The sequence below is a fragment of the Photobacterium chitinilyticum genome (assembly GCF_004104355.1).
Lineage (GTDB): Bacteria > Pseudomonadota > Gammaproteobacteria > Enterobacterales > Vibrionaceae > Photobacterium > Photobacterium chitinilyticum.
Map to the genome: position 1 here is coordinate 70,577 of NZ_RJLM01000013.1, position 24,438 is coordinate 95,014.

21 protein-coding genes are annotated in these 24,438 nt (G+C 51.4%); 7 read left to right on the forward strand and 14 right to left on the reverse strand.

Translation table 11 applies throughout. The features are described 5' to 3' along the window. Positions 1–72: 72 nt before the first annotated feature. A complete protein-coding gene (locus EDI28_RS21165; RefSeq protein ID WP_128785878.1) occupies positions 73–2,637 on the reverse strand; it encodes a class I adenylate cyclase in 2,565 nt (854 codons plus the stop codon). 413 nt (positions 2,638–3,050) lie between these two features. On the opposite strand from EDI28_RS21165, the gene hemC reads away from it, so the two are divergent. From hemC to EDI28_RS21185, 4 genes are read left to right on the forward strand one after another with little or no spacing between them, the layout of a single operon-like run. After that, positions 3,051–3,983, forward strand: a complete 933-nt coding sequence (gene hemC / locus EDI28_RS21170) for a hydroxymethylbilane synthase (protein WP_128785879.1) — start codon at positions 3,051–3,053, stop codon at positions 3,981–3,983. Next, positions 3,983–4,744, forward strand: coding sequence for a uroporphyrinogen-III synthase (locus tag EDI28_RS21175; protein WP_128785880.1), 762 nt, complete (start codon positions 3,983–3,985; stop codon positions 4,742–4,744). Before hemC ends, EDI28_RS21175 begins: the two co-directional genes overlap by 1 nt. 4 nt (positions 4,745–4,748) lie before the next feature. Beyond that, entirely contained in the window at positions 4,749–5,963 is a 1,215-nt protein-coding gene (locus EDI28_RS21180; RefSeq protein WP_128785881.1) for a uroporphyrinogen-III C-methyltransferase, read from the forward strand. Beyond that, positions 5,960–7,150, forward strand: coding sequence for a heme biosynthesis protein HemY (locus EDI28_RS21185; RefSeq protein WP_128785882.1), 1,191 nt, complete (start codon positions 5,960–5,962; stop codon positions 7,148–7,150). The genes EDI28_RS21180 and EDI28_RS21185 overlap by 4 nt, the downstream gene beginning before the upstream one ends. Positions 7,151–7,516: 366 nt before the next feature. On the opposite strand, the gene EDI28_RS21190 is transcribed toward EDI28_RS21185, so the two are convergent. The 3 genes from EDI28_RS21190 to EDI28_RS21200 all read right to left on the reverse strand — a co-directional run bounded on the left by EDI28_RS21190 (position 7,517) and on the right by EDI28_RS21200 (position 12,049). Then, complete coding sequence (locus EDI28_RS21190; protein WP_128785883.1) at positions 7,517–7,957, reverse strand: hypothetical protein; 441 nt, start codon at positions 7,955–7,957, stop codon at positions 7,517–7,519. Between the two features lie 103 nt (positions 7,958–8,060). After that, positions 8,061–8,834, reverse strand: a complete 774-nt coding sequence (locus EDI28_RS21195) for a class I SAM-dependent methyltransferase (RefSeq protein WP_128785884.1) — start codon at positions 8,832–8,834, stop codon at positions 8,061–8,063. A 77-nt stretch (positions 8,835–8,911) separates the two neighbouring features. Continuing rightward, positions 8,912–12,049 (reverse strand): EAL domain-containing protein, encoded by a 3,138-nt coding sequence (locus EDI28_RS21200; RefSeq protein ID WP_128785885.1) that lies wholly within the window; start codon positions 12,047–12,049, stop codon positions 8,912–8,914. A gap of 162 nt (positions 12,050–12,211) precedes the next feature. On the opposite strand from EDI28_RS21200, the gene asnC reads away from it, so the two are divergent. Next, a complete protein-coding gene (gene asnC, locus EDI28_RS21205; protein ID WP_128785886.1) occupies positions 12,212–12,673 on the forward strand; it encodes a transcriptional regulator AsnC in 462 nt (153 codons plus the stop codon). Between the two features lie 129 nt (positions 12,674–12,802). Here the strand turns inward: asnC and hemB are convergent, their stop codons facing one another. The 9 genes from hemB to rmuC form a co-directional block, all read right to left on the reverse strand. After that, positions 12,803–13,849 carry a porphobilinogen synthase gene (gene hemB, locus EDI28_RS21215; RefSeq protein WP_128785887.1) on the reverse strand — a complete coding sequence of 349 codons (1,047 nt, stop codon included), beginning with the start codon at positions 13,847–13,849 and terminating at the stop codon, positions 12,803–12,805. 49 nt (positions 13,850–13,898) lie between these two features. After that, positions 13,899–14,696: a 3'-5' ssDNA/RNA exonuclease TatD gene (gene tatD / locus EDI28_RS21220; protein ID WP_128785888.1), complete on the reverse strand. Its 798-nt coding sequence runs from the start codon at positions 14,694–14,696 to the stop codon at positions 13,899–13,901. A gap of 75 nt (positions 14,697–14,771) precedes the next feature. Beyond that, a complete protein-coding gene (gene tatC, locus EDI28_RS21225; protein ID WP_128785889.1) occupies positions 14,772–15,527 on the reverse strand; it encodes a twin-arginine translocase subunit TatC in 756 nt (251 codons plus the stop codon). A gap of 11 nt (positions 15,528–15,538) precedes the next feature. Next, complete coding sequence (tatB, locus tag EDI28_RS21230) at positions 15,539–15,877, reverse strand: Sec-independent protein translocase protein TatB (RefSeq protein ID WP_128785890.1); 339 nt, start codon at positions 15,875–15,877, stop codon at positions 15,539–15,541. Positions 15,878–15,880: 3 nt separating this feature from the next. Continuing rightward, entirely contained in the window at positions 15,881–16,129 is a 249-nt protein-coding gene (gene tatA, locus EDI28_RS21235; protein WP_128785891.1) for a Sec-independent protein translocase subunit TatA, read from the reverse strand. A gap of 68 nt (positions 16,130–16,197) precedes the next feature. Next, complete coding sequence (ubiB, locus tag EDI28_RS21240; RefSeq protein ID WP_199287472.1) at positions 16,198–17,835, reverse strand: ubiquinone biosynthesis regulatory protein kinase UbiB; 1,638 nt, start codon at positions 17,833–17,835, stop codon at positions 16,198–16,200. 3 nt (positions 17,836–17,838) lie between these two features. Beyond that, a complete protein-coding gene (locus EDI28_RS21245) occupies positions 17,839–18,444 on the reverse strand; it encodes a ubiquinone biosynthesis accessory factor UbiJ (RefSeq protein ID WP_128785892.1) in 606 nt (201 codons plus the stop codon). Between the two features lie 7 nt (positions 18,445–18,451). Further along, entirely contained in the window at positions 18,452–19,207 is a 756-nt protein-coding gene (gene ubiE, locus EDI28_RS21250) for a bifunctional demethylmenaquinone methyltransferase/2-methoxy-6-polyprenyl-1,4-benzoquinol methylase UbiE (RefSeq protein WP_128785893.1), read from the reverse strand. A gap of 73 nt (positions 19,208–19,280) precedes the next feature. After that, positions 19,281–20,831: a DNA recombination protein RmuC gene (rmuC, locus tag EDI28_RS21255; protein WP_128785908.1), complete on the reverse strand. Its 1,551-nt coding sequence runs from the start codon at positions 20,829–20,831 to the stop codon at positions 19,281–19,283. Positions 20,832–21,127: 296 nt separating this feature from the next. On the opposite strand from rmuC, the gene EDI28_RS21260 reads away from it, so the two are divergent. Further along, a complete protein-coding gene (locus EDI28_RS21260; RefSeq protein ID WP_128785909.1) occupies positions 21,128–22,021 on the forward strand; it encodes a DMT family transporter in 894 nt (297 codons plus the stop codon). 73 nt (positions 22,022–22,094) lie between these two features. Here the strand turns inward: EDI28_RS21260 and EDI28_RS21265 are convergent, their stop codons facing one another. Further along, positions 22,095–23,297, reverse strand: a complete 1,203-nt coding sequence (locus EDI28_RS21265) for a multidrug effflux MFS transporter (RefSeq protein WP_128785894.1) — start codon at positions 23,295–23,297, stop codon at positions 22,095–22,097. Between the two features lie 117 nt (positions 23,298–23,414). Here EDI28_RS21265 and EDI28_RS21270 point away from each other — a divergent pair, with 117 nt between their 5' ends. After that, positions 23,415–24,371, forward strand: coding sequence for a LysR substrate-binding domain-containing protein (locus tag EDI28_RS21270; protein ID WP_128785895.1), 957 nt, complete (start codon positions 23,415–23,417; stop codon positions 24,369–24,371). Positions 24,372–24,438 lie beyond the last annotated feature (67 nt).

Consider the following 24,438-nt stretch of genomic DNA (forward strand, 5'->3'; position numbering starts at 1 on the left):
AACAGCCTAGACGAAAAAAGCGAGAGCCTACCGACTCTCGCTTTTTGTTATTCAGCCCGCTTAGATGCCTGACTAGCGTGTCGACAGCGACATCATAGTGGGAGCGGCTCCTGCCGCCGAGGGTCGCGGGATTTGCTGGCCACTCTTGAACGGGATCACCTGCGGCTCACCACCATCGCTATGTACGATGTCGTAAAACTGCGGCAAGTTAAAATTAATAAAATTCGCGCTGTAGCTGAAGCGATCCTGAGCCGAGGTATAGAAACGGTTTACACCATGAACCATTTCATCTTTGTCACCGCTACACTGACGGTAGACTTCCACCCGGTTCGACTCGTCCAAAATATAAATATTGTATCCGGCATCGCAGTCTTCAAAGAAAAACTGGATCAGGCCTTCGCTGGCATAGGCATCGACAATCTCCGGCGGATGCGGTTCATCTGCTTTGCCCATTACCAAATTCGCCGAGCCAAACAGCTTGTTGGTCGAAATACAGCTATAGAAATCGACTGAATTCTCCAGCTTCTGGACCGAGACCCCACGGCGTTCGAAAAACAGACCATGTGTCTGATCGCCGATTCGGATAGCTTTGAAACGACGGCGTTTTTCCTGCTCAACCGGCTTCAGGCGCATTTCGATACACTCGGCGACCAACTGGTAGACCAAGTTACGGATAAGGCCACGCATGTGCTTGCTGTAACAGAAAACATCAACCGACTCAGGCGGAATGGCGTCCTGGTGCATCTTGCCCAGTACCGTTTTCAAGGCATCCAGCATGGCATTTTCGCCACTGAAGTTCAGGGTACGGACTTCATTCCAGGAGTTGCGATAGACCAAATCCACGCTGCCTACCAGGCAAGTCTGCTCGGCACCGTAGCTAAAGATATCGGTGTTTTTGAAGTCAAAACGTACCGAGCGGTTTTTCAACTCGGTCGTCGGATCATTTTCCAGATTGACAAACAGCCCCAGCTGGCGAATCTCACACGGACTGGACAGCGCCTGCAAACCCGGCTGCGGACGACGGATCGGGAAAGTATTGCGGATATCACTGACCAGCTGATAGAGCTTGTCGATATCCATCGCCGCATCACGCACCACATTGTGCAGACAGGTCGATTCGGTTAGCAGGCCGTTGAAGTATGCCCAGGCAACCAGCTTGCTCAGATAGCGGTTGTGCTCCAGCGATGGCTGGCCCAAAATGGCATAGGGATCCAGCGGCTGCTTGTAAAGATACCAACCGGCAGTATTGGTCCGCCCGGCAGGTACCTGGATCAAGGTCAAATCCGACTCATGCAAATCGGGAGATATCTGCGGGTTCAACAACGTTACCTTGCCCGGCAGCACCTCAAACGCAGCATACAGCTTACGCGCAAGAATACTGATATCTTCCGGGCTGATCGCCGAGGTTATGTTATTACGACGGGCAAAACGGATCAGGTTACGGTAGCTCAGCATCAAGGCATCGAGCAACTCGTTATGTGCCCGCTTGACCTGTTCAACCTTCCAGTCCCGGCGATTATCCAGCTCCTGCAAAACCTCTTTCGACCACTGCCAGTCTGAGGTCAACTTAGTCAGGACCTCACGACGCCAGGCCACCGAGCCTGAAGCCGGCTCACGAGTCAGCTTTTCATGTGTCTTGAGATAGAAACAGCGACGCACCAGATCCAGACGACGGTGATCGTCAATACGTTCCAGATAGCGCGTGACCTTTTCCAGCATCAAATAGTACGCATCCATACAGTACTCTGTGCAATCTTCAGAGAAGAAACGGCGCTTGCCGTCAACACTAAGCAGCTGAGTGTGCGGATATTCCCAGGAGTAGGCCTCGAGCAAAATGGCTTTCAGCACCGACTTATAGGGCGAATCAATACTCTTGTATAACTGCCACAGGCTGGAACCAAAATATTCCTCGGCCGGGATCCGGGTAAGCGGACCAAAATCAATCCATTCATCACGACGGATATACCCATTAGTATCGAGATAGTCGATATATTCGTCGTAACACTCTTCCATTTCCGACGGCACCATGTACCACATCAGGCGCTGGCCGGCGAGCTGGACAGCCGAACGGTAAAACTCGTCAAGCAGCAGCAAGTGCTGGCTCGAACCACAGTTATCGCCGGTCATCTGTTCAGAAAAGTTATCGCGGAAACGATTTTCGTCAATCAGGAAAAAGTTGGCTTCGACACCCTGTGCCATTGCCCAGTCGGAGATCAGCGAACACTTGCTCTCAAGTGACTTGCGGGCATCCGCCGCCAGATCGGTACGGATACAGACCCAAATGTCGAGATCACTGGTCAGGCTCTGGCCCAAAGAAGACGTACTGCCCATGGCATATAGGCCTAGAATGGGATATTCGTCGTCGGATAACTGAGGAGGAGTAATAGTAGACTGGCTGGTTAAACCGCAATCATCGATAAGCTGCTGCTGCTGTTCCGAAACGACAAATGCGGCAATGCCTACTGGCACAACCTGATCCAGATAACCGGGTACTGCCGGATGGTTATAGTGAAGTAACACGGTTAGCAGATTGAATACCTGCTCGGACTGCGCATTCATCGCTGCGCGAGCACGCTCCAGCCTAAGCTGATTGTGCTGATCCAGTCGACTTTTAAGCGTCTCGATATAATTATGCAAATTACTCTTCCAAGAGCTACCAGCTAGAGAGCGGCCCAAATCTTGTCATTATTAGTGTAGTTATTGTTCTACACGCGAGCAAAAACGTGATCAATGTAACAGTTTTTGCTTTAACCGTAAAGTTAGTGACGATTTATGACAGCTTATGAATGGCTCGCTTTATTGCCAAACAACAATACGACCCATCCTTGTCCTATTTCCCCTCAAGCTAGTACAAACTCAATAAACCGCCAGCTGCGGTATTGTAATGAATTTTTCACTTAAAGGTTATGTGAGAAATATCACATTAATTACAACACATATCAAGACAATACTGATTCACCGCACTGAGGACAACAAGTGAATTACCATCGCAGCGCAGGAGTGATACGATTACCGTGTATAAATGCAAGCGATTTTATGGACCCGATTCTATGACCGATAAACCGATCCGTATTGCCACCCGCAAAAGCCCGCTGGCAATGTGGCAAGCAGAATTTGTAAAAGATGCCCTAGAGCAGGCCCATCCAGGCCTGATTGTCGAGCTGGTACCAATGGTCACCAAAGGCGATATCATTCTGGATACCCCTCTAGCTAAAGTCGGTGGTAAAGGCCTGTTCGTGAAAGAGCTCGAAGTAGCCATGCTCGAAAACCGTGCAGATATCGCCGTGCACTCGATGAAAGATGTACCTGTCGAATTCCCAGAAGGGCTTGGGCTGGTAACCATCTGTGAGCGTGAAGACCCGCGTGATGCGTTTGTCTCCAACAGCTTCAACACCATTGACGAGCTACCGGCCGGTGCTGTTGTCGGCACCTCTAGCCTGCGCCGTCAGTGCCAACTGCGTGCCCAGCGTCCGGATTTAGTCGTCAAAGATCTACGCGGCAACGTCAACACTCGCCTGCGCAAGCTCGATGATGGTGAATATGACGCTATCATCCTGGCCTGCGCCGGTCTTAAGCGCCTGAAAATGGACGATCGTATTCGTGATGCCATTGCACCTGAAATCAGCCTTCCGGCTGTTGGGCAAGGGGCCGTCGGCATTGAATGCCGCCTGGATGACGCGCGTGTCCGCACGCTGCTCGGTGCCCTTAACCACCAAGATACCGCTACCCGTGTGCTCTGCGAGCGGGCCATGAACAATCGCCTTCAGGGTGGTTGCCAGGTGCCAATCGGCAGCTACTCGGAGCTACAGGGCGATGAAATCTGGTTGCGTGCTCTTGTCGGAGAGCCCGATGGCAGCAAGATTGTCCGTGGCGAGATCAGCGGCCCGGTTGCCGATGCAGAAACACTCGGAACTCAGTTGGCTGAACAGTTGCTTGACGAGGGTGCCAAGGACATATTGGATAAGCTGTACGGCAACGCCTAATGACCATACTGATCACTCGCCCGGCCCCAGAATGCCATCTGCTTGCCCAGCAGCTTAATGCGGCGGGGATCAGTACTATCGCCCAGCCACTGCTAGATATTCAGCCAGGAAAACAACTCCCTACCTTGATTTCCCAGCTAAATAAGCTGCAATCAGACGATTTTCTGATTGCCGTCAGTGTTCATGCAGTGAACCTAGCGCACAATTACTTAACAACACAAGGTGCCAGCTGGCCAAAAAACGTGCATTATATGGCCGTTGGGCACAAAACGTCCGCAGCCCTTTCTGAGTGCTCCGGCAATGATGTGCTATCACCTCAGTCGCGCTGTGACAGTGAAGGGCTACTGGAATTACCTGCACTGGCTAAAGCTCGAGTACAAAACCGTCGGGTGCTGATTTTACGCGGCAATGGCGGTCGTGAACTGATATCCCAAACCTTGCAACAACGCGAGGCGATAGTCAGTTACTGCGAAACATACCTGCGCACCTGGATCCCGCTTGATGGTGGCCAGCTGTGTCAGACATGGCAGTCGAGGCAGGTCTCGGCATTGGTAGTCACCAGTGGCGAACAGCTGGCACACCTAAGCAGTTTAATACCTGATGACAAAATGGCTTGGTTTCTTCAGCGCCACCTTTTCGTACCAAGCCAACGAATCGCAGACCAGGCTAGAATGCTTGGTTTTTGTACAATTTCCACCGTGGGAAGTGCGGCCAACGCTTGCCTTTTCACGACCCTAAGCAAGATAGGCACGATGGGATAATCGGATGACTGACAAAAAAACCAATAATGATACCTCTGCAGATAACAAACAATCGGCAGTGTCAAAAACAACGAATAAGCCAGGTCAATCAAGTGCCAAAGCGCAAGCACCTGAAACCTCTGCACCGAAGGAAACAGCAACCAAGGCCGATACCAACCAGCCAGCCCCTGCTCCCCAGCCAGCCGAAAAACAAAGCGGCAGCAAAACAGGGGCAATTGCCATTGCACTTGTCATCGCGCTAGGTGCCGGCCTGTACTACCACGGCCACCAGCAAACCTTGGCCCAAGAAGCCAAAATGGCCAATCTTCAGCAGCAGCTTGCAGGAATGAAAAGCAACCTGACAAGCAGCATTGCAGCCACGAAAGAAGAAACACTCAGCCAGGTAGAAAAAAGCCTGCAGCGTACAGACGTCTCGATTTCCCAACAGGGCAAATCAATCACCGGCCTGCAGGTGGCACTGTCCGAAATGAAGGGACGCCGCCCGAACGACTGGCTACTGGCCGAAGCCGATTACCTGGTGAAAATGGCTGGCCGTAAATTATGGCTGGAACATGATACTGCCAGTGCAACTATCTTACTTGAATCCGCCGACCACCGTATTGCCGAGCTGAACGATCCAAGCATGACCCCGATCCGCGAAGCCATGCACAGTGATATTACTGCGCTGAAAGCCGTTGCCCGTGTTGATCGCGATGGTCTGGTACTGCGTCTGACCAGCCTGCAAGAAGCCGTTGCGGCACTGCCTCTGGCCAACGCAATCATGCCCGAAGCCGCGGAGGCAGAAGCGGCAACCGTTTCGACCTCTGTCGACGATTGGAAAGCAAACCTACAGACTTCCCTGAAGAACTTCAGCGAGCACTTTGTCACCTACCGTACCCGCGACGGCAGCGTGATCCCACTGCTCTCGCCAAAGCAGGACTTCTACCTGCAGGAAAACATCAAGTCCAAGCTGGAAACCGCGATCAAGTCGGTTTATCGCGAGCAGGGCGAGCTGTACAGCAAGTCGTTGATGATGGCCAAAGCATGGGCTGAGCAGTTCTACGACATGGAAGATCCAGCAGCGCAGAGCTTTATCAGCACCCTGGACAAGCTTGCACAAGAAAATGTGGAAGCAAGCTACCCGAGCAAGCTGAAATCGCAGCCTCTGATCACCGATGCCATCAGCGAGCGTCTACGTCAGCAAGTGAAACCACTTAGCACAGAGGAGAACCCAGCATGATCAAACTATTATTGCTGGTTGCTGCGCTGATCGCCGGTATTGTCGCCGGGCCGATGCTGGCAGGCAATCAGGGCTATGTACTGATCTCTGTTGCCAACCAGACCCTGGAAATGAGCCTGACTACCCTGATCCTGCTAGTCGTGATCCTGTTCGGTTCTTTCTTCCTGCTGGAAACAATCATCAAGCGTATTCTGTCAGTCGGCAGCTCAACCCGAGGCTGGCTATCTGGCCGCAAAGCACGTAAAGCACGCCAACTGACCTCAACAGGCCTGATGAAAGTCATTGAAGGTGACTGGAAACAAGCTGAGAAGCTGGTTGTCAAAGCTGCCAAGCACAGCGACACACCGCTGCTTAACTATCTGGCCGCCGCTGAAGCGGCACAAAGCCAGGGCGATGCCAACCAGCGGGACGAATACCTAAAACTGGCCGCCGATATCGATAGCCAGAATCTCGCCGTAGCGCTAACTCGCGCCAAGTTGCAGTTCCGCCAACAGCAGTATGAGCAAGCTGTTGCCACACTGCACGATATCCAACACGAGCACAGCCGTAACCCGGTACTGCTTGCGCTGCTGAAAGACTGTTACCTGAAACTGGAAGACTGGAAACCACTGCTGGCACAGTTACCTCAGCTTGAGAAACTTGGTGTGATCACCGCCGAAGAAGCCGCTGAACTGCAAATCAAAGCCGAGTGCGGCCTGATGACACATATTACCCAGCAAAACGGTAGCGAAGGCCTGATGGGGCACTGGAACAGCCTCAACCGTAAAACGAAGCAGCGTCCTGAACTTATCGCCTGTTTTGTTAGGCTGATGAGCAGCCACAGTGCCGATAGCGAAGCATATACCGTACTGCGCGACGCGCTGAAGAAGAACAACAATGATGAAGATCTGATTGAGCTGGTTCCAGCCCTAAACCTGGCTGACTACCACCCGGCAATTGTCCGACTCCAGGATCTACTCCGCTATGATAGCAGCAACCCAAGCACCTATAGTGCCCTGGGGCAGCTATTCATGCGCGAAGAGAAATGGGAAGAGGCCAAAAAGCACTTCGAGAAAGCCATTGAACTACGACCAAATATGGCAGACTACGGCTACTTGGTTGACGTGATGGAAAAACTGAATGACAGCGAAGCTGCTGCCGATCTCTCCCGTCAGGCTCTGACGCTGGCACTACCCGCCAAAAACTAACAATTTAGCAACATAATGTTTTGAGTTAAAAAGCACCCAGCAGGGTGCTTTTTTTATTTTTATATACAGCAGTTTATATACCAAAACGCGATACTTTGTATCTAAGTGTTAACAGCTATTTCATCTTATATCCAACCTATTGCTAGCATAATGTAAAAGTTATTCAATACGGTTTCTAGTCGCTAACAGATGGATAACTAACTATGGATATGCTTCCTTGGTTAATCGTTTCTGGCATTGTTGTTTCTGTGATCACTTGCTTGATGACCGCAGTTTTGATCAAAGAATCATAATCGGCCGGAAATTAAAAAAGCCTCCATCTTGGGAGGCTTCTTTAATTGTCTCAACTGTTCTTACCTACTACGACTAAAGCTGCAGAGCCTTTTTGGCTTTCTGCAAAGCCTTGTCGTAGCGCTGCACCGCCTTCGCCGCTTTCTTCAACCGTTTATTCTTTTTTTTCGCCAGCATCTTCAGCTGCTTGACCTGCTTTTTGGTCACGGTAGGCAGAACCACAGCCTCTTCTTGTTCAACAACGGCAATCGCTGCCAACTGCGTCTGAGCGACTGATGATGGCATAGGTAGCTCACTGACCGGTGGCATTTTCTGTGTTGCCTCAGACGTCGCAGTCGAGATGGCAGCCAGTGTTCTGGTCCTTGCCAGCGCACTTGGCTTGCACAAGTAGTCTTTGTTACTGGCTGAACGGGCACAGCTGCTGCACACAAACTTGGGCTCACTGACAATCTTGCTGATTGTTGCAAACTGATCGGCAATTTCGACCCGGCGGTATTTACATAGGGACTTTGCCATTTACCACTCCTTCAGCAAAAGCCAATGATTATCACTATTCCTAAGAATATCACTGCATAGCGACAAGCAAAAGACAGGAAAGCGGAGGGTAAAAATTAAAACGCTACGATTTCATTGCCGCAAGTACATAGACATCAAAACGGTTCTTCTTGGTTTCAATTGCCGTTGAGGGTTTTTGACCAGCCAGAAACTCGGCGTAGTCCGGGCGCTTTACCACTACCCGCTTGGTTGCCAAGGCCATAGCCGGAGCCAATAAGCTGTCAGCATCATTGTCAGCCCCGACCAGAGTCTGAAATACCCGCATTTCCTTCTTCACCAGTGCTGATTTTTTCTTGTGAGGATACATTGGATCAAGATAGACCACATCTGGCGCAGAAAAGTCAGGATCCGCTGCCAGCTTCTCCAGAGCATCATGGCTCGAGGCATGCAGCAGGGTAAGGCGTTCACTGATCCAGCCACCAATTTCAGGATCCTGCTGGGCTCGACGCAAACCATCATCAAGCAAAGCCGCCACAACCGGATGACGCTCCACCATTTGAACTTTACAGCCCAGCGAAGCCAGAACAAACGCATCACGGCCCAAGCCAGCGGTACCATCTACCACCGTGGGTCTTACGCCACCCTTCAGACCAACAGCCTTGGCTATTGCCTGGCCTCGTCCGCCGCCAAACTTACGTCGATGGGACGCCGCCCCTCCAACGAGATCAACATATACCGCTCCGAGCTTTGGCTCATCACGTTTGTGCAGCTCTAGCCTTTCGGTCGTCAGCACTAGGGCAAAAGTGCTATTTTCATCATGGCTCAGCCCCCAACGCAGGGCTAATTCATCCAGCTCATGCTGACGGTCAGGCGTGTTACAGATTAAAGCGAGTTGCACAAGATTCTCCGGTAGTAATCAACAAGCCCCCGGCTATATTGCTCGCATTGAGCACTTAGGGCGTATAAGGAGCAGGATTATACCACTGCCTCCGAGGGTTGGCGCAACTCGCTCACCAGTTCAGCCAGTGGCTGGGGCTTGCCAAATAGATATCCCTGAGCATAGTCGACGCCAAGCTCGTCAAGGCGGGTCAAGATGGCTTCGTTTTCCACAAACTCTGCCACGGTCTGCTTACCCATTTTCTTCGCCAGCTCATTAATGGCCTTCACCATGGCAAAATCCATCTCGTCATCGGCGATATCACGAACAAACATCCCGTCAATCTTAATAATATCAACCGGCATTCTTTTCAGATAACCAAACGAGGAGAGCCCGGAACCAAAGTCGTCCAGCGCAATCAGACAGCCCAAAGACTTCAGTTGGGTAAAGAGCAAGATGGCCTCACTCATATTACCGATAGCTGCCGTTTCGGTAATTTCCAAACACAGTTTATTGGTCGGCAAACCGGAAGCTCGGATTTTATCGACCATGAAATGAACGAAGTCGCGATTGCCCATTGACTGGCCCGATAGGTTAATCGAACACAGCTCCAATTGCTCAACCGCCGCAGGGTGCGCAACTAACCAGTCAATAACAGCATTGACGACATAACGATCTATCAGGTGGGCCAGGTTATATCGCTCTGCCGCCGGCATAAACAATCCCGGAGAGATCATGGAGCCGTCATTTTCACGGATCCTGACCAGAATTTCGTAATGTTGTTTCCGGCTGGTTGAGGTCAGCGGGGCTATTTGCTGGGCATGTAGCTCCAGTCGCTTCTCAGCCAGCGCTTTTCGAATAAGATTCACACACTCCATTTCCAGCTCGCGGCGTTTTAGCTCCTCGTCATCCGGATGGTAGAGGTGAAGACGATTTCGTCCCTCGTCTTTGGCGGCGTAACAGGCGGTATCGGCTTGAGCGTGAACCTGCTGGGTCGAGCCAGCTGTTTCATCGATAAGCCGGATCCCTATCGAACCACTGAAACTAAACCGGTTGTTCTGCCAGTAAAATTCGGCCTCTTCCAGCAGGAGCAATATTTCATTACCAAACTTCACCGCCTCAACTGGGCTGCAGTTACGCAGGATAATGGCAAACTCATCCCCTCCCAAGCGGGACAATGTCGCTCTGTCCGGCGTGATCCCCCGCAGCAGCAGGGCTACTTGCTTCAGAGCTTCATCACCGGCTTCGTGACCAGCGGTGTCGTTAATGACCTTGAATTGGTCAAGGTCGATATAGAGCATCGCATGACGGGCCCCTTTATTCCTCGCTTCAAGCAGCACTTCTTCCAGCTGCTGCTCAAAGTGGTTCCGGTTATACAAATCCGTCAGGTAATCATGGCACGCCTGGTATTCCAGCTGCGCCTCCAGTTCGCGGGTAGAGGTAATATCTTCTCCCACCAACAGAAGCTGAAGCTTGGACTGGGTCGGGCGAATAGTCTCGCGGATCCAGACAGTATGGCCATCAGCACACTTATATCTCAGCTGGCGACGCCAGAGCTTCTGTTCATTGGTCTCGCGAACACCCGAGATATACTGCTGTGGCAATGGCACATCATCATAATAAAAGTCCGTAACCTTATGCCCGAGCAACTGCCGCTTACTATAGCCGAGCAGATCGGCTGCAAATTGGTTAACCGACTGAATACGGGCCTGATTATCGACAGCCAGTAATATAACGGGTTGCTGCTCGTACAGCAGGCGGTAGCTGACCTCCCTTTCTCGCAGCTTTTCTTCCATCTGATGGCGAGAAGTGACATCACGGGCTTCAAATAGAAGCTGCTCTGCCTCACCGACCGACTCCGGCATCCGCTTCATGGCAATATCCAATACCCGTCGGCCGTCATCATTGCTCTGGATCTCGACTTCAAAACGAACCCGCTGATCCTGCCAGGCCGCATAAAAGGCCTTGCTTAGTCGCACCACAGTCTCTTGTTCCCAGCAATGCCAGCGCCACACCGGGCGATCGTATTTGATGATTGAGCGGCCGACCAGGTTCTGCAGGGCAAGATTGCCCGAGATCAACACACCGTTGTAATCGAGGATCCCGATATACTGGAAGCTCTGATCAAACACCCCCTCAAACAATGCCCGACTCTGTTGCAGCTTTTGCTCGCTCTTATGCAAACGACGGATAATCAGGCTAAGGAAGACAATAATCGCCGCCATGATAACGACCGCAATCGTCATCGCACGCAGCTCTTTGTTGTAACGTTCAAACCAGCTCTGCGGCTTGTTCATCACCACCACATCATCTGGCACGGTAAGGCCCCAGCGCAGCAAAGCCTGATGGTTAAACATCTCCTTGCCCGCACTATGCGTAAACATTGGCAGCTGACTGACATCACCATTAATAATCGTCACCAGCAGCTGGCCGATGAGCTGTCCCTGCTCAAAGCCACTGATCATGGTGCCGCCCACGACACCGTGTTCGAGCAGATACTGGTACGAGGCATACACCGGAGCCGATGCTCCCTCGGTCAGCGTATCGACAAAAGAACGGCTGCCCATGTAGTTCCCGCTGCTATCAAAATAGTAGCTCAAGAAAATAATCGCGGATTGATCCGGCAATAAGGCCGCCTGGGAATAAATGTCACTGAATTTTCCCGATGACAGGCGGTGCACCACAAGATCCGAGGGGTTTAACGTTAGATAATCATCGATTTCCTGCCACATCGCCTGCCCGGTATAGGTTTCATCGGCAATGACATAAATCTGCTGTAAATCTGGCTGCTGAGACAGGGCCAAGGCGATATTATCTATAGGGTCGCTGACCTCAAGCACTCCTGTCACCTGAGCCAGCCGGTCATGTTTCTCGGGCTGATAGTTGTTGATCCCCACCATCAATACCGGTGTATCACCGACTTCCTCAGACAGCTGATTAACCAACCACAGAGCATGATCATCCGTGACGACAATCGCCCGGTATTTCTCGCGGGTCAACTTGGTCCGGTAGATATCCAGCAGTTCATTGAGATAGCCATCAGACTGATAGCGCTTACTATCCATATAGCTGACATGAAGTGGGATACCATAAGGTTGCGAGGCCGACTCCAGCCCGGCTTGCAGCGAATCCGTCCAGCTCATTCCTTGATGATAGGAATGGATAACCAGGGTATCTTTCACCTGAGCATAGGAAGGAGCCACCAGCAGCGTGAGAAACAAAGCTAGAAACCGCATAAAACGTCGAAAGATCCTGTCGTCAAAGTCCATGTAATGTGCCAGCCTAGCAGCTAGCACCGCTGTATATTCACAGCACGATTAGGTCTGATTATTAGATACTGAAGCCAGCTCAGTATAAGATATGAGCTGTATCGGATAAACAAGGGATAACACAAAACCATGACCCAGCCACCACGGATTGATGATTTAGATCGCGATATCCTCAACGCCCTGATGAACGATGCCCGGATCCCGTATGCGGAAATGGCCAAGCGCTTTAATGTCAGCCCCGCCACGGTGCATGTGCGGGTGGAGAAAATGCGGGCCGCAGAAATCATTACCGGTACCGAAGTGGTTGTTAACCCGAAATTACTCGGCTATGACGTATGTTGCTTTATCGGTATCAACCTCAACGCTGCCCGTGATTACCATTCGGCTCTGGCCAAGCTCAATGAGCTTGATGAGGTTGTCGAAGCCTATTACACCACCGGGGCGTATAATATCTTCGTTAAGCTGATGTGTAGGTCGATTGAAGAGCTGCAGCATGTGCTGATTGACAAGCTTCAGGCCATTGACGAGGTGCAGTCCACCGAAACACTGATTTCCTTGCAGAATCCGATCAACCGGAACGTAAGCCCGTAAGAGGTGAGAGGTGAGAGGTGAGAGGCGAGAGGCGAGAGGCGAGAGGCGAGAGGCGAGAGGCGAGAGGCGAGAGGCGAGAGGCGAGATAGCATATCCCGCCTCAATAACCCGTTAATACCCGATTGAGTATTAGGCGTTATTTTCAGCGTCAGCCTGGCGAGCAGCAGCTTCTTCGGCCAGCCACTCGGCAACAGGTTTGGCAAAGTAGGTCAAAATACCATCGGCACCGGCACGCTTGAAGCACAACAGGGATTCCATCACCGTCTCGCGCTCTTTCAGCCAGCCATTTTGGATCGCCGCCATGTGCATCGCATATTCACCTGACACCTGATAAGCAAAGGTCGGTACCTGAAGCTCACTCTTCACCCGGCGCACCACATCCAGATACGGCATACCCGGCTTCACCATCACCATGTCCGCGCCTTCGTTGACGTCCATAGCCACCTCGTGCAGCGCTTCATCGCTGTTGGCCGGATCCATCTGGTAGGTCTTCTTGTCACCCCCCTTGAGGTTGCCCGACGAGCCGACTGCATCTCGGAACGGACCGTAATAATTCGAGGCATACTTGGCTGAGTAGGCCATGATTTGAGTATGGATATACCCCGCTTCTTCCAATGCTTCGCGGATTGCCCCAATACGACCATCCATCATATCTGACGGCGCAACAACATCGGCACCGGCTTCGGCGTGAGACAGGGCCTGCTTGATCAGCACCTCGGTGGTCACGTCATTCATTACATAGCCAGTCTCATCGATGATGCCGTCCTGACCATGAATAGTAAACGGATCCAGTGCCACATCAGTGATCACCCCCATCTGCGGAACATGCTCTTTCAGCAAGCGTACGGCACGCTGTACCAGACCTTCCGGGTTATAGGCCTCTGCCGCACAGGTACTTTTGAAATCCTGCGAAATCACCGGAAATAATGCAATAGCCGGAACACCCAGCTTTGCCAGATACTCAGCTTCCTCCAGCATCAAATCAATGGACAGGCGTTCAATACCAGGCATTGATTCAACAGTTTCACGGCGGTTTTTACCCATTAGGATAAACATCGGGTAGATCAGATCATTCACAGAAATCTGGTTTTCTGCCATTAAACGACGGCTGAAGTCATGCTTACGCATGCGACGCATACGGCGGGCCGGAAACGCGCCCTGGATAGATACAGACACTGCATACTCCTTGTATGGGTTGATTCGCTTTTTGCTGATGATACCACTCTCATCTGGCTTCGGGAGATCCGATTACAAAAAATTCCTGAGTTGTAGTATAAGAATTAGCAATAACTTCAGCCGCTTCCTGATTGCGACAGTGTGCAATGACAGAAGCAATATGCGGCAGAAACTTGGGTTCATTACGGCTGGATTTGGGTTTCGGTCGGTAGTCTCGTGGCAACAGATACGGGCAATCCGTTTCAATCATCAAACGATTGTCCGGAATATGGCGGACTATTTCACGCAGCTCGCTCCCCCGACGCTCATCACACACCCAACCGGTAATACCGATGTGCAAGTCTAGCGCCAGGCACTGCTTCAGCTCGGCCTCGGAACCGGTAAAGCAGTGCAGCACCGCCGCTGGCAACCTGTCGCGCCATGGTTTCAGGATCGCCAAGAAACGCTCATGAGCATCACGGCAATGCATAAAAACAGGCATATTGAGCTCTGCGGCCAATGCCAACTGGGCCTCAAAGACGGCTTCCTGCTGAGGCCGAGGCGAGAAATCACGATTGAAATCCAACCCGCACTCGCCAATCGCCACCACTTCCGGCTCCGCAGCCAACAGCCGGATAACCGGCAATGCCATATCTGAAACGGTTTTGGCATCATGCGGGTGTACCCCTGCCGTGCTATAGCAGTATTGCGGCCATTGGCGAGCCATAACCTGTGCCTGGCGACTCTCTTCAACACTGGTACCGGTAAGTATCAACCCTTTTACGCCAGCCTCTTTCGCCCGCTCAATGACAGCCTCGCGGTCCTTGTCAAAGCGACTGTTGGTCAAGTTGACCCCGATATCTATCATTTGGTTATCCGTTATCCTTTGAGTTTTTGTATAAAAAAACCGGCCATTGGCCGGTTCTTCAGTCATGCGTTCTGCTTACTGTTCGTCATGTTCAGTAGTTTCGCCTTCTTCATCGCGGATATAAAAACGCGAGAAGAACAACCCTACCTCAAACAGCAAACACATCGGTATCGCCAACAACGTCTGCGAAATGATGTCTGGCGGCGTCAGCATCATACCCACCACAAATGCTGCCACAACAATGAATGGCCGCTTTTGTTTCAGGGTTTGCGGATCGGTCGCACCGGTCCAGCACAACAGAATAATGGCAACCGGGATCTCAAATGCAATACCGAAAGCCATAAACAGTGCCAGTACAAAATCGAGATAGCTGGCAATGTCTGTTGCAACCTGTACCCCTTCCGGCGCAATGCTGGTAAAGAAACCAAACACGAGTGGGAAGACGACAAAATAAGCAAAGGATACGCCGGCGTAAAACAGCAGCGAGCTGGAAAACAGCAGCGGCATGATCAGCTTACGTTCGTGTTTGTACAGACCCGGTGCGATAAAGCCCCAAACCTGATGCAAAATCATAGGTACAGCAACAAACACTGAGGTAACCAAAGTGAGTTTTATTGGAGTGAAGAAAGGTGATGCCACATCCGTTGCAATCATCGTCGCCCCATCAGGCAGACGCTCTACCAAAGGTGCCGACAAAAACGCATAAATGTCGTTGGCAAACCAAACCAGACCAAGAAAAACCACCATTACACTCAACATGGAACGCAGCAGCCGATTACGCAGCTCTACCAAATGGCTGAATAACGGTTGCGTTTCTTCGACTGTAGACATAGTGATGTAATTTAATCCTGCTTTTGAGAAGTCGTTGCTGAGGTGTGCTCGTCTTTCTCAGCATAGGGACGCTGCACATCCGCGGCGGCTTGTTTCAGCTCTTCCACAGAATCACGCAGTTCAGGCGATAAGTCCTTCATTCCCATTTGCTCGGCCTTTTTCAGATTCTCCTGCAATTCCTGAATTTTCAGTTCTTGCGACAGTTCATCTTTCACTGAATTAGCCATATTACGAGCAGCGCCCACCCAGCGCGATACCGAACGTATCGCGACGGGAAGGCGTTCCGGCCCCAGTACTACCAATCCCACCACCGAGATCAGTATTAACTCCCAGAACCCGATATCAAACACGCGTTAAACCTGCTCTTTGTCTTTTTGGCTCTTTTGAGCCTGCTCACCTTGCTGATCATCAGCAAGTTTCTTTTGGTCGAAATCCGCGTCTGCTTCTTTCTTGGCTGCTGAGTCCTCGTCACCGATCGCTTTCTTAAAGCCCTTCACGGCAGAACCCAAATCACCGCCCAGCGAGCGTAGTTTCTTGGTTCCGAACAGAAGCACAATGATCAGTGCAATGATAAGCAATTGCCAAATACTAATACCACCCATGCTTGTTTTACCTCAGCTAATTGTGGTTGATAACAAAAACGATATGTTTAGGCTGCATACTTTACCTGCTATTTTCGGCAAGCACGCCACCCAAGTAACCAAAACGTGACCCCCGTAACGGCAGAAACCGTTGGATAAGTTTCAATATGATTACTAAAAAGTATGGCAGAACATACAACCAGGGTTGCACCAATGCCAAAATAGAACCTTGCCTGGCCCTGATAACGCCGATTATCCATGAAATTGTCGTAAAGTGTATCAATTCGCTGATTCAGTGCATTGCCCTGGCGCAAACTGTCGTACAGTAATTCCGGCAACTCCGGTAGTTTTTCGGCCCAGAACGGCGCCCTACTTTTAACACCTTCAATCACCGCCTGTGGTCCAACCTGACGAGACATCCAGTCTTCCAGAAACGGCTTGGCGGTATCCCACAAATCCAACTGCGGATACAGCTGACGCCCGAGCCCCTCAACATACAACAAGGTTTTCTGCAGTAAGACCAACTGCGGCTGTACTTCCATGTTGAAGCGACGTGCGGTATTAAACAGATTCAGCAATACATGGCCAAAGGAAATTTCAGCCAGCGGCTTTTCAAAAATAGGCTCGCACACCGTTCGGATTGCGAACTCAAAGTCATCAACATTGGTATCTTTCGGTACCCAGCCTGAATCCACATGAAGCTCGGCGACTTTTCGGTAGTCGCGATTGAAAAAGGCCAGTAAGTTTTCCGCCAGGTAACGCTTGTCATCCCGGTTTAGGGTGCCGACGATACCACAATCAAGCGCAATCCACTGCGGATTTTCAGGATTTTCACGGGCGACAAAGATATTGCCGGGATGCATGTCGGCATGGAAGAAGCTGTCACGAAATACTTGGGTAAAAAAGATATTCACGGCATTTTCAGACAACAACTTCAGATCGGTGCCATTGGCGACCAACGCATCAATGTCAGAGACCTGGATGCCGTAGATACGCTCCATCACCAGCAGTCGTTCACTGCTGAGCTCAGTATATACCTCAGGGACATACAGCATATCACTGTCTTCGAAGTTACGTCGCAGCTGAATGCCGTTAGCCGCTTCGCGCATCAGATCCAACTCGTCCAGCAACGTTTTCTCATACTCGCGTACCACTTCGACCGGGCGTAGACGGCGCGCTTCCGGCAAAATACGCGACAGAATACGTGCCATCCGGTACATGAGTTTAATATCGGCCTGAATAACAGGCAGGATATCCGGGCGAATCACCTTGAGCACTATCTTGCGGCCATCAGCCTTCAGGGTTGCCGTATGCACCTGGGCAATGGAGGCTGATGCCAGCGGTGTTTCATCAAAATCATCGAACCAGGTTTCCAGCGGACCACCCAGCGACTGTTCCATCTGTTTCTTGGCCAGCTTGCCGTCAAACGGAGCAACCTGATCCTGTAGCATTGCCAGCTGATCGGCAATATGCGGCGGAAACAGATCGCGACGGGTCGACATCATCTGACCAAATTTGATCCATACAGGGCCCAACTCCTGTAAAGCCAGCCTCAAGCGGGTGCCAAGCGGCTTGTCTTCATGCTGGTTCTTAATCCAGAACAGCGACTTTCGCACCATTTTCGGCACTTCAACGCGCGGATCATCGGGCAGGAACTCATCCAGCCCATAGCGCAGCTTAACCGTGGTAATTTTATAGAGGCGCTTAAACTCCGAGTAGGTCATCATGGTTTAACGTAACCTCAACAGCTGGTTCAGGCGCGACTCAAAGCGGGCGACATCAGATTTCAAATCATCGACCTGATCGGCAAAATGAGCAATTTCCAGAGCCTGAGGGGCAAGCTTCCATTCTTCGGTGATCACTTCTGCCAAATCACGCTGACGACGCTCGGCTCCCTGGCGAATCCTTTGTGCGCCACTTTTCAGTCCGCTCACCAAGGTATGGGCAACAATATCCCCCGTGTACTGCGACAGCTTTTCTTCCACATCAGGCTTCAGCCCGCTCAGTAATGCAGAGAACTGCTGAGCCAACTGGATATCACCTTCCAGCGCCAGTTTATCGGCCTTGATCAGCTGGGTTAGGTTCGCCTGCTGGCGCAACTCCGGCAGAACGGTGAGGTTAAGCGCGAGATCGCAATCCACATCTCCCTCATAAGCAGCCAGCACATCAATCTGCTGGCTAAAAATAAAGACGAGCTTCTTACCGAATTCATGAATGGTTACGCTAATAACCTTACCGCGCAAGCGTCCCAGACGGCGTTGGCTTTCAACGTCATCTTTCAGTAGGGTGTTAAGCGAGGTTTCTACCGCGCCAGTAACAAAAGCATCGAATGACATAATGTCCTCAGAACTTGTAGCCGCGGTGCAGGGCAACGATACCGCCCGTCAGGTTGTAGTACTGGGTCTGCTCAAAACCAGCATCTTTCATCATACCTTCCAGCGTATCCTGATCCGGGTGCATGCGGATGGACTCAGCCAGATAACGATAGCTCTCCGAATCATTGGCAATCAACTCACCCATTTTCGGCAATAGGTGGAATGAATAGGCATCATAGACTTTCGACAACGCTTCAACCTTCGGCTTGGAAAACTCCAACACTAACAAACGACCGCCCGGTTTCAGTACCCGGTACATCGAGCGCAGGGCCTTTTCTTTATCGGTCACATTACGCAGACAAAAACTTATGGTAATACAGTCAAAATAGTCATCCGGGAATGGCAACTCTTCGGCATTAGCCTGTACATAGCCAACATTGCCGACAATACCGATATCACGCAGCTTGCTTCGGCCCACTTTCAGCATAGAGTTGTTGATATCAGCCAGTACAACCTGGCCACCGTCACCAACAATACGCGAGAACTTGGCTGTCAGATCGCCTGTACCACCACCTAAATCCAACACACGATGGCCACGGCGAACACCACTGCAGTCAATGGTAAAGCGCTTCCATACCCGATGGATACCCATCGACATCATATCGTTCATGATGTCATATTTCGCGGCTACGGAATGGAATACTTCCGCGACCAGATCCGCTTTCTCTTCCTTGGCTACAGTACGATAGCCAAAATGGGTCGTATCTTGTGTGGTGTCCGTCATGCTATATCCGTCATGCTGTATGTGTTTAATTATCCGGCTTAGTGTACTTGATGGCTACGGTTTGCTCAAAGCTCTACGATAAATCATTTGCAACTGAGGCAACTGGCGGTAGCACCGAACACTCATTTTCTTCCAGTTCGGCTACCGTTGCCTGTGCCTGCTCTACCAGATTGGGACTGATATCCCGTTTTACCTCAACCCCCAGTAACTTGAAGCTCTCAGCCTGGCGGATCACATTGCCCCGCCCCGTCACCAGCTTACCCATGGCTCCCTGATAGCTGAGATTGGCTTTATCAAGCGATGTTCCGACGGCTTCCATGTCCGTGACAAACAAACGCAGCTTGTCATAAAGCTTGCCGGCTCGTTCGGCAATCTGTTTGGCATTCTGGTTCTGCCGCTCATTGCGCCACAAATTATTAATTGTTCGCAGAGCCACCAGCAAGGTCGTCGGGCTGACCAACATGATATTCTGATCCATCGCATCACGGATCAAGCGAGGGTCGGCCTCGATAGCGGCTTGAAATGCCGGCTCGACCGGAATAAACATCAGTACGTAGTCCAAGCTACGAATACCGTGCAGCTGGTGATAGTCCTTACGGCTCAACCCTCGAATATGGCTACGTACCGAGACGACATGTTCGCTCAGTGCCAGCTCCTGTTCGGCAGTCGTCTCGGCATTGAAAAAACGCTCGTAGGCGATCAGTGACATCTTGGCATCAATAACCACCTCCTTGTCTTGGGGCAAATGCACAACCACATCTGGCTGATAACGCTTGCCGTCTTCATTTTCCAGGCTGATCTGGGTTTGGTACTCGTGCCCTTCCCGCAATCCGGATTCACTCAGCACCCTGGCCAGGACCACTTCGCCCCAGTTCCCCTGCGCCTTATTGTCACCCTTCAGGGCCAGGGTAAGGTTTATCGCCTCTTGGGCCATCTGTTCATTAAGCTGTTTCAGGTTATTGATTTCATGCACCAAGGTATGACGCTCACGGGCTTCCTGGCTAAAATTATCGGTCACCTGTTTTTTAAACCCTTCCAGCTGCTCCTTGAGCGGGCTAAGCAAATGTTCCAGGCTCAGCTTATTCTGCTCGTCGACGGTACGGGTTTTCTGCTCGAACAGCCGGTTGGCCAGGCTTTCAAACTGCACCCGCAGCCGCTCCTCGGCATTTTCCAGCAAGGCAATCTTGTCATCCGCCGCTTTCTGCTCTTCGAAATGACGGGCTTCCTGCTCACGCAGATCCGCTTCCAACCCGGCATTGGCCATCCGGGCGTTTTCCAGCTGCTCGGTCAGGTACTGCTTCTCGTTTTTCAGCGCTTCGAAGTGGCGCATTTTTTCTAGCGCGGCCGCCAGACGGGCATGCATTTGACGCAGCTCGGAGGTAAGACGATCGCGTTCGACATCCAGCTCATCGAGATCCTGGTTTCGCTCTGCCAGCTGAGCCAGATAATGCTGCTCCTGGTTTTGAGCCAGGCGGGCATCCGCTTCTGCCTGTTGGCGTAATAGCTGCGCTTGTTGCTGCCACCGGCCTTTCATCCACAATGCGGTGATCACACTGGCTACGGTTGCTCCTGACAAAGCAGCAACGACAGCCAGCTCCGCTCCTGTGAGCCACTCAGTTATCATGTATTCCAACCCTAAATAATAGAAAGAACGAGGATATTCAGACGGACTCATTCTCGATTTACTCTGTGATAAAGGCTAAGTGGATACTGGATAAATGTCCAGCCATTCTAACCAGCAAACCAGGCCTCACCAGTGACGACAACCTATCCGTCACTATGATTGGGCTTGCTGTCACAGCCTGAGAATCTGTGATCTGGTCGGGCTCTCAACAATCGAATAGACTTTGCCTTTTGGTATGACGAATAACCCGTGCTGCTCTCGCCGACGGAAGCAGCCTCTCAGATTGTGGATAAATGATGAACGAACGGTACGCACTCGGATATGGATTGGCAGCGGTTCTGCTATGGTCGACAGTCGCCACGGCATTTAAGATCACGCTTGATTTCTTCAGTCCGATCCAAATGATGGTTGCTGCCAGTGTGGTCTCAGCCATAGCGCTGATTGTGATCGCAATCTTTCAGGGCAAGCTTCATCTGCTTGGCCGTACGTTCATAGCCCGCCCTTTCTACTATTTACTACTCGGTTTAATTAACCCCTTTGCCTATTATCTGATCCTGTTCAAGGCTTATGACTTACAGCCTGCCTCACAGGCTCAGCCACTCAACTACAGCTGGGCAATTACTCTCACCCTGATGGCCGCGGTGTTTCTCGGTCAGAAAATTCGTAAACAAGACTGGGCTGCCTGTGGGTTAGGCTATCTGGGCGTCGTGGTTATTGCTACCAAGGGCGATGTCATGGCACTGCAGTTTGACAATCCTTTCGGTGTCGCCCTGGCACTGCTGTCCACCTTGTTGTGGGCGATGTACTGGATCCTAAATACCAAGAACCAGGCCGATCCCGTACTGGGCGTACTACTCGGGTTCTTGGTTTCCCTGCCTTTCTCTGTCGGCCTCAGCCTCTATCTAGGGGATTGGCCAAGTGTGCCATGGCAAGGCTGGGCTGCAGTCAGCTATGTCGGGCTGTTTGAAATGGGGATCACTTTTGTACTCTGGCTCAATGCCTTAAGGCTAACCCGCAATACCGCCCGGATCAGCAACCTGATATTCATTTCGCCGTTTATCTCACTACTGCTGCTGGCAACAATTATCGGCGAAGAAATTCATGTCTCGACCCTTGCAGGGCTGGTACTAATTGTCTGCGGCTTGCTCGTCCAGCAATGGAAAGGCAAAAAAAAACCTGCCACAGCGTGACAGGCAAAACATATTAGGGTTGTCGAGACCCAGCGTCCTAAAGGGAAGACGTCTAGTTATAAATTCAACTGTACTAGCTGGTTGCTGCTACTGCATGCCAGCGGCGGCCCAGTTTGGACCATAGGATCAGTAAGCCGGGAACCAGCAGCCACATCTGCAGTGTCAGTAACATCGGTGGCGTTAAATCCAAACGCTGAGTCAGGCTCACCATCATACCGGCACCGCTCATCTGGAACAGCCCGAGCAAGGCTGCTGCCGTTCCTGCACGATCTCCGAACGGTGCCAGCGCTTTGCCGGCCGCCGAGCCCAATACAAAGGCAAAGCCGAAAGAAGACATAAAGATGGGCACCATAAAGGCCCATGCCTGGTAAATACTGCTCAATACCAGCATCGCGGCACCAGAGCCTATCAGCATCAGCAAGCCAAGGTTCAAGGTGTTACGGGTACCAAACTTATCCATGTATTTGGGGGCAACCATGCAGGCCAGAATATTCAGGGCTGCATTCACCCCAAACCACATTGTAAACTGGCCCATATCCTGATCTAGCTCCATCATCAGCCATACCGGTGCCGAGGTAACGTAGGCCAAAATCACGGCCATCGCCAGCATGCAAAGCGTAGCGTGGAACAAGAATACCGGTTCGCGCAGTACCGACATATAACGCTCAGGGCTGAACAGCGCACCATCGATTTTGGTATCTACCGGGCGTGTTTCCTTGAAAAAGAGCGTCAGAAAAGTACCGGCAACCAAGGCAAAGCCAGCCATGAAGCTGAAATTGGAGCGCCAGCCAAATTCATGGGTCAACCATGAGCCGAGCAAAGGGGCCAAGGCAGGTATAAAACAGATAGCGCCATTGAGATAACTGATCATTCGGCCGCTACGCTCTGGGCCGAAGCTATCGCGAACGGCGGCAAAGGCAGCGACGGAAGTCGCACAGGCACCGAAGCCCTGCAACAATCTCGCCACCAGCAATAAATCCAATGTCTGCGCCCAATGCGCCATAGCTGCACTGAAGGCATAAATAGTCACGCCGCCCAGCGCAATTGGCCGGCGGCCGAAACGGTCAGCCAGCGGCCCGGCCAATAACTGCCCTAATCCGAGGCTAAACATGAACCAGGTAACAGTATCCTGTACCCGCGTTGTATCAACGGCAAACGTCTCTGCCATCGCCGGTAAGGCGGGCAGGTAAATATCAATAGCCAGCGGGCTAAACAGAACAAGGGTGACCATCAGGGTGACTAATCTTGTTCCTGACTGAGTTGTATCAGGCTGCATGTAACATTCCTCTCTCTTTATGGCGGCAGTCTAAGCCCTTAGAGATATGAATAGAAATGGTTTATATTCAAATCAGAATTTCCTTTTTGGAATATCACTCTACCAGAGGTTATTGTTGTGTCTTTTGAAAAGCTTGCCCGTATCGATCTCAACTTGCTGATTTGTCTCCATGTCCTATTGGAGGAATGTAGTGTTACCTATGCCGCCAAGCGGTTGAATATCAGCCAGTCAGCGGTCAGCAAAAGCCTGACGAGGCTACGGGAGCAGTTTGACGATCCTCTTTTTATCCGAACCGCCCATGGCATGGCCCCCACTCCGCGGGCACAAGCGCTTCTCCCCTTGCTGGATCACTTGCTGCGAGAGATCGAACAACTTACTGCACCGGCAAAGTTCGTCCCCGAGACCAGTGAGCGCCATTTTAAGATGGCCTTGGTCGAAAGCGCCTATCCGCTTTTCCTCCCGCAGTTTTTGGGTGATATTTTTTCAAAAGGGCCGAATATCATTCTAGATACCCAGGCATGGGAGCCCAATACCTTTGATCGGCTACAGCGGGGCGAAATAGATTTCGGCATCACCGGCAAAGATCTCAACCCCAAGGATGCCATGCTGACGCTCATGCCTCCCAAAGGGATTATTTTCCAAGAGTTATGCCGTGATACTCAGCGCTGCATCGTCCGTAAGGATCACCCGATATTGTGTCAGGCCGATAGGGCGTGGGATGAAGAGTACTACCTTGAGCAACGCCATATTCAGGTACGCTGCGGGCAGGATGATCGCTGGCTGCTGGACTATAAACTGGCTGAAAAGGGTTTGCATCGTGATATCGCAATGTACGTTCCCGATTTTAACAGTGCCGCCAGTTTATGCACCCATACGGATCTCGTGTTTACCGCTCCGAGCCACTTTGCCCATTACATTACCGCCCAACTCGATCTCGTCGTGCTGCCGTTGCCTCCAGAGCTTCCTGCTATGGCCTACAACCTTTTCTGGCATCAACATCAAGAAAAAGACCTCGGACACAGTTGGTTAAGAGAGCTAATCATCAGCCGATGTCGTGATTTATCTGCCTCTTAATTGCAGCCAGCCAGCAAAAGCGCTAACGTAACATGCTCAGCCTGAACAACTCAGTGCAAGGCAATCA

What these genes read in the sequence shown, in the direction of transcription:
- ubiE (WP_128785893.1), bottom strand. Translation starts at nt 19,207, where the DNA reads ATGACGGACACCACACAAGATACGACCCATTTTGGCTATCGTACTGTA.
- EDI28_RS21260 (WP_128785909.1), top strand. Translation starts at nt 21,128, where the DNA reads ATGAACGAACGGTACGCACTCGGATATGGATTGGCAGCGGTTCTGCTA.
- asnC (WP_128785886.1), top strand. Translation starts at nt 12,212, where the DNA reads ATGACCCAGCCACCACGGATTGATGATTTAGATCGCGATATCCTCAAC.
- EDI28_RS21190 (WP_128785883.1), bottom strand. Translation starts at nt 7,957, where the DNA reads ATGGCAAAGTCCCTATGTAAATACCGCCGGGTCGAAATTGCCGATCAG.
- EDI28_RS21265 (WP_128785894.1), bottom strand. Translation starts at nt 23,297, where the DNA reads ATGCAGCCTGATACAACTCAGTCAGGAACAAGATTAGTCACCCTGATG.
- EDI28_RS21200 (WP_128785885.1), bottom strand. Translation starts at nt 12,049, where the DNA reads ATGCGGTTTCTAGCTTTGTTTCTCACGCTGCTGGTGGCTCCTTCCTAT.
- EDI28_RS21185 (WP_128785882.1), top strand. Translation starts at nt 5,960, where the DNA reads ATGATCAAACTATTATTGCTGGTTGCTGCGCTGATCGCCGGTATTGTC.
- tatD (WP_128785888.1), bottom strand. Translation starts at nt 14,696, where the DNA reads ATGATAGATATCGGGGTCAACTTGACCAACAGTCGCTTTGACAAGGAC.
- EDI28_RS21180 (WP_128785881.1), top strand. Translation starts at nt 4,749, where the DNA reads ATGACTGACAAAAAAACCAATAATGATACCTCTGCAGATAACAAACAA.
- ubiB (WP_199287472.1), bottom strand. Translation starts at nt 17,835, where the DNA reads ATGATGACCTACTCGGAGTTTAAGCGCCTCTATAAAATTACCACGGTT.
- rmuC (WP_128785908.1), bottom strand. Translation starts at nt 20,831, where the DNA reads ATGATAACTGAGTGGCTCACAGGAGCGGAGCTGGCTGTCGTTGCTGCT.
- tatC (WP_128785889.1), bottom strand. Translation starts at nt 15,527, where the DNA reads ATGTCTACAGTCGAAGAAACGCAACCGTTATTCAGCCATTTGGTAGAG.
- EDI28_RS21245 (WP_128785892.1), bottom strand. Translation starts at nt 18,444, where the DNA reads ATGTCATTCGATGCTTTTGTTACTGGCGCGGTAGAAACCTCGCTTAAC.
- EDI28_RS21175 (WP_128785880.1), top strand. Translation starts at nt 3,983, where the DNA reads ATGACCATACTGATCACTCGCCCGGCCCCAGAATGCCATCTGCTTGCC.
- tatA (WP_128785891.1), bottom strand. Translation starts at nt 16,129, where the DNA reads ATGGGTGGTATTAGTATTTGGCAATTGCTTATCATTGCACTGATCATT.
- hemC (WP_128785879.1), top strand. Translation starts at nt 3,051, where the DNA reads ATGACCGATAAACCGATCCGTATTGCCACCCGCAAAAGCCCGCTGGCA.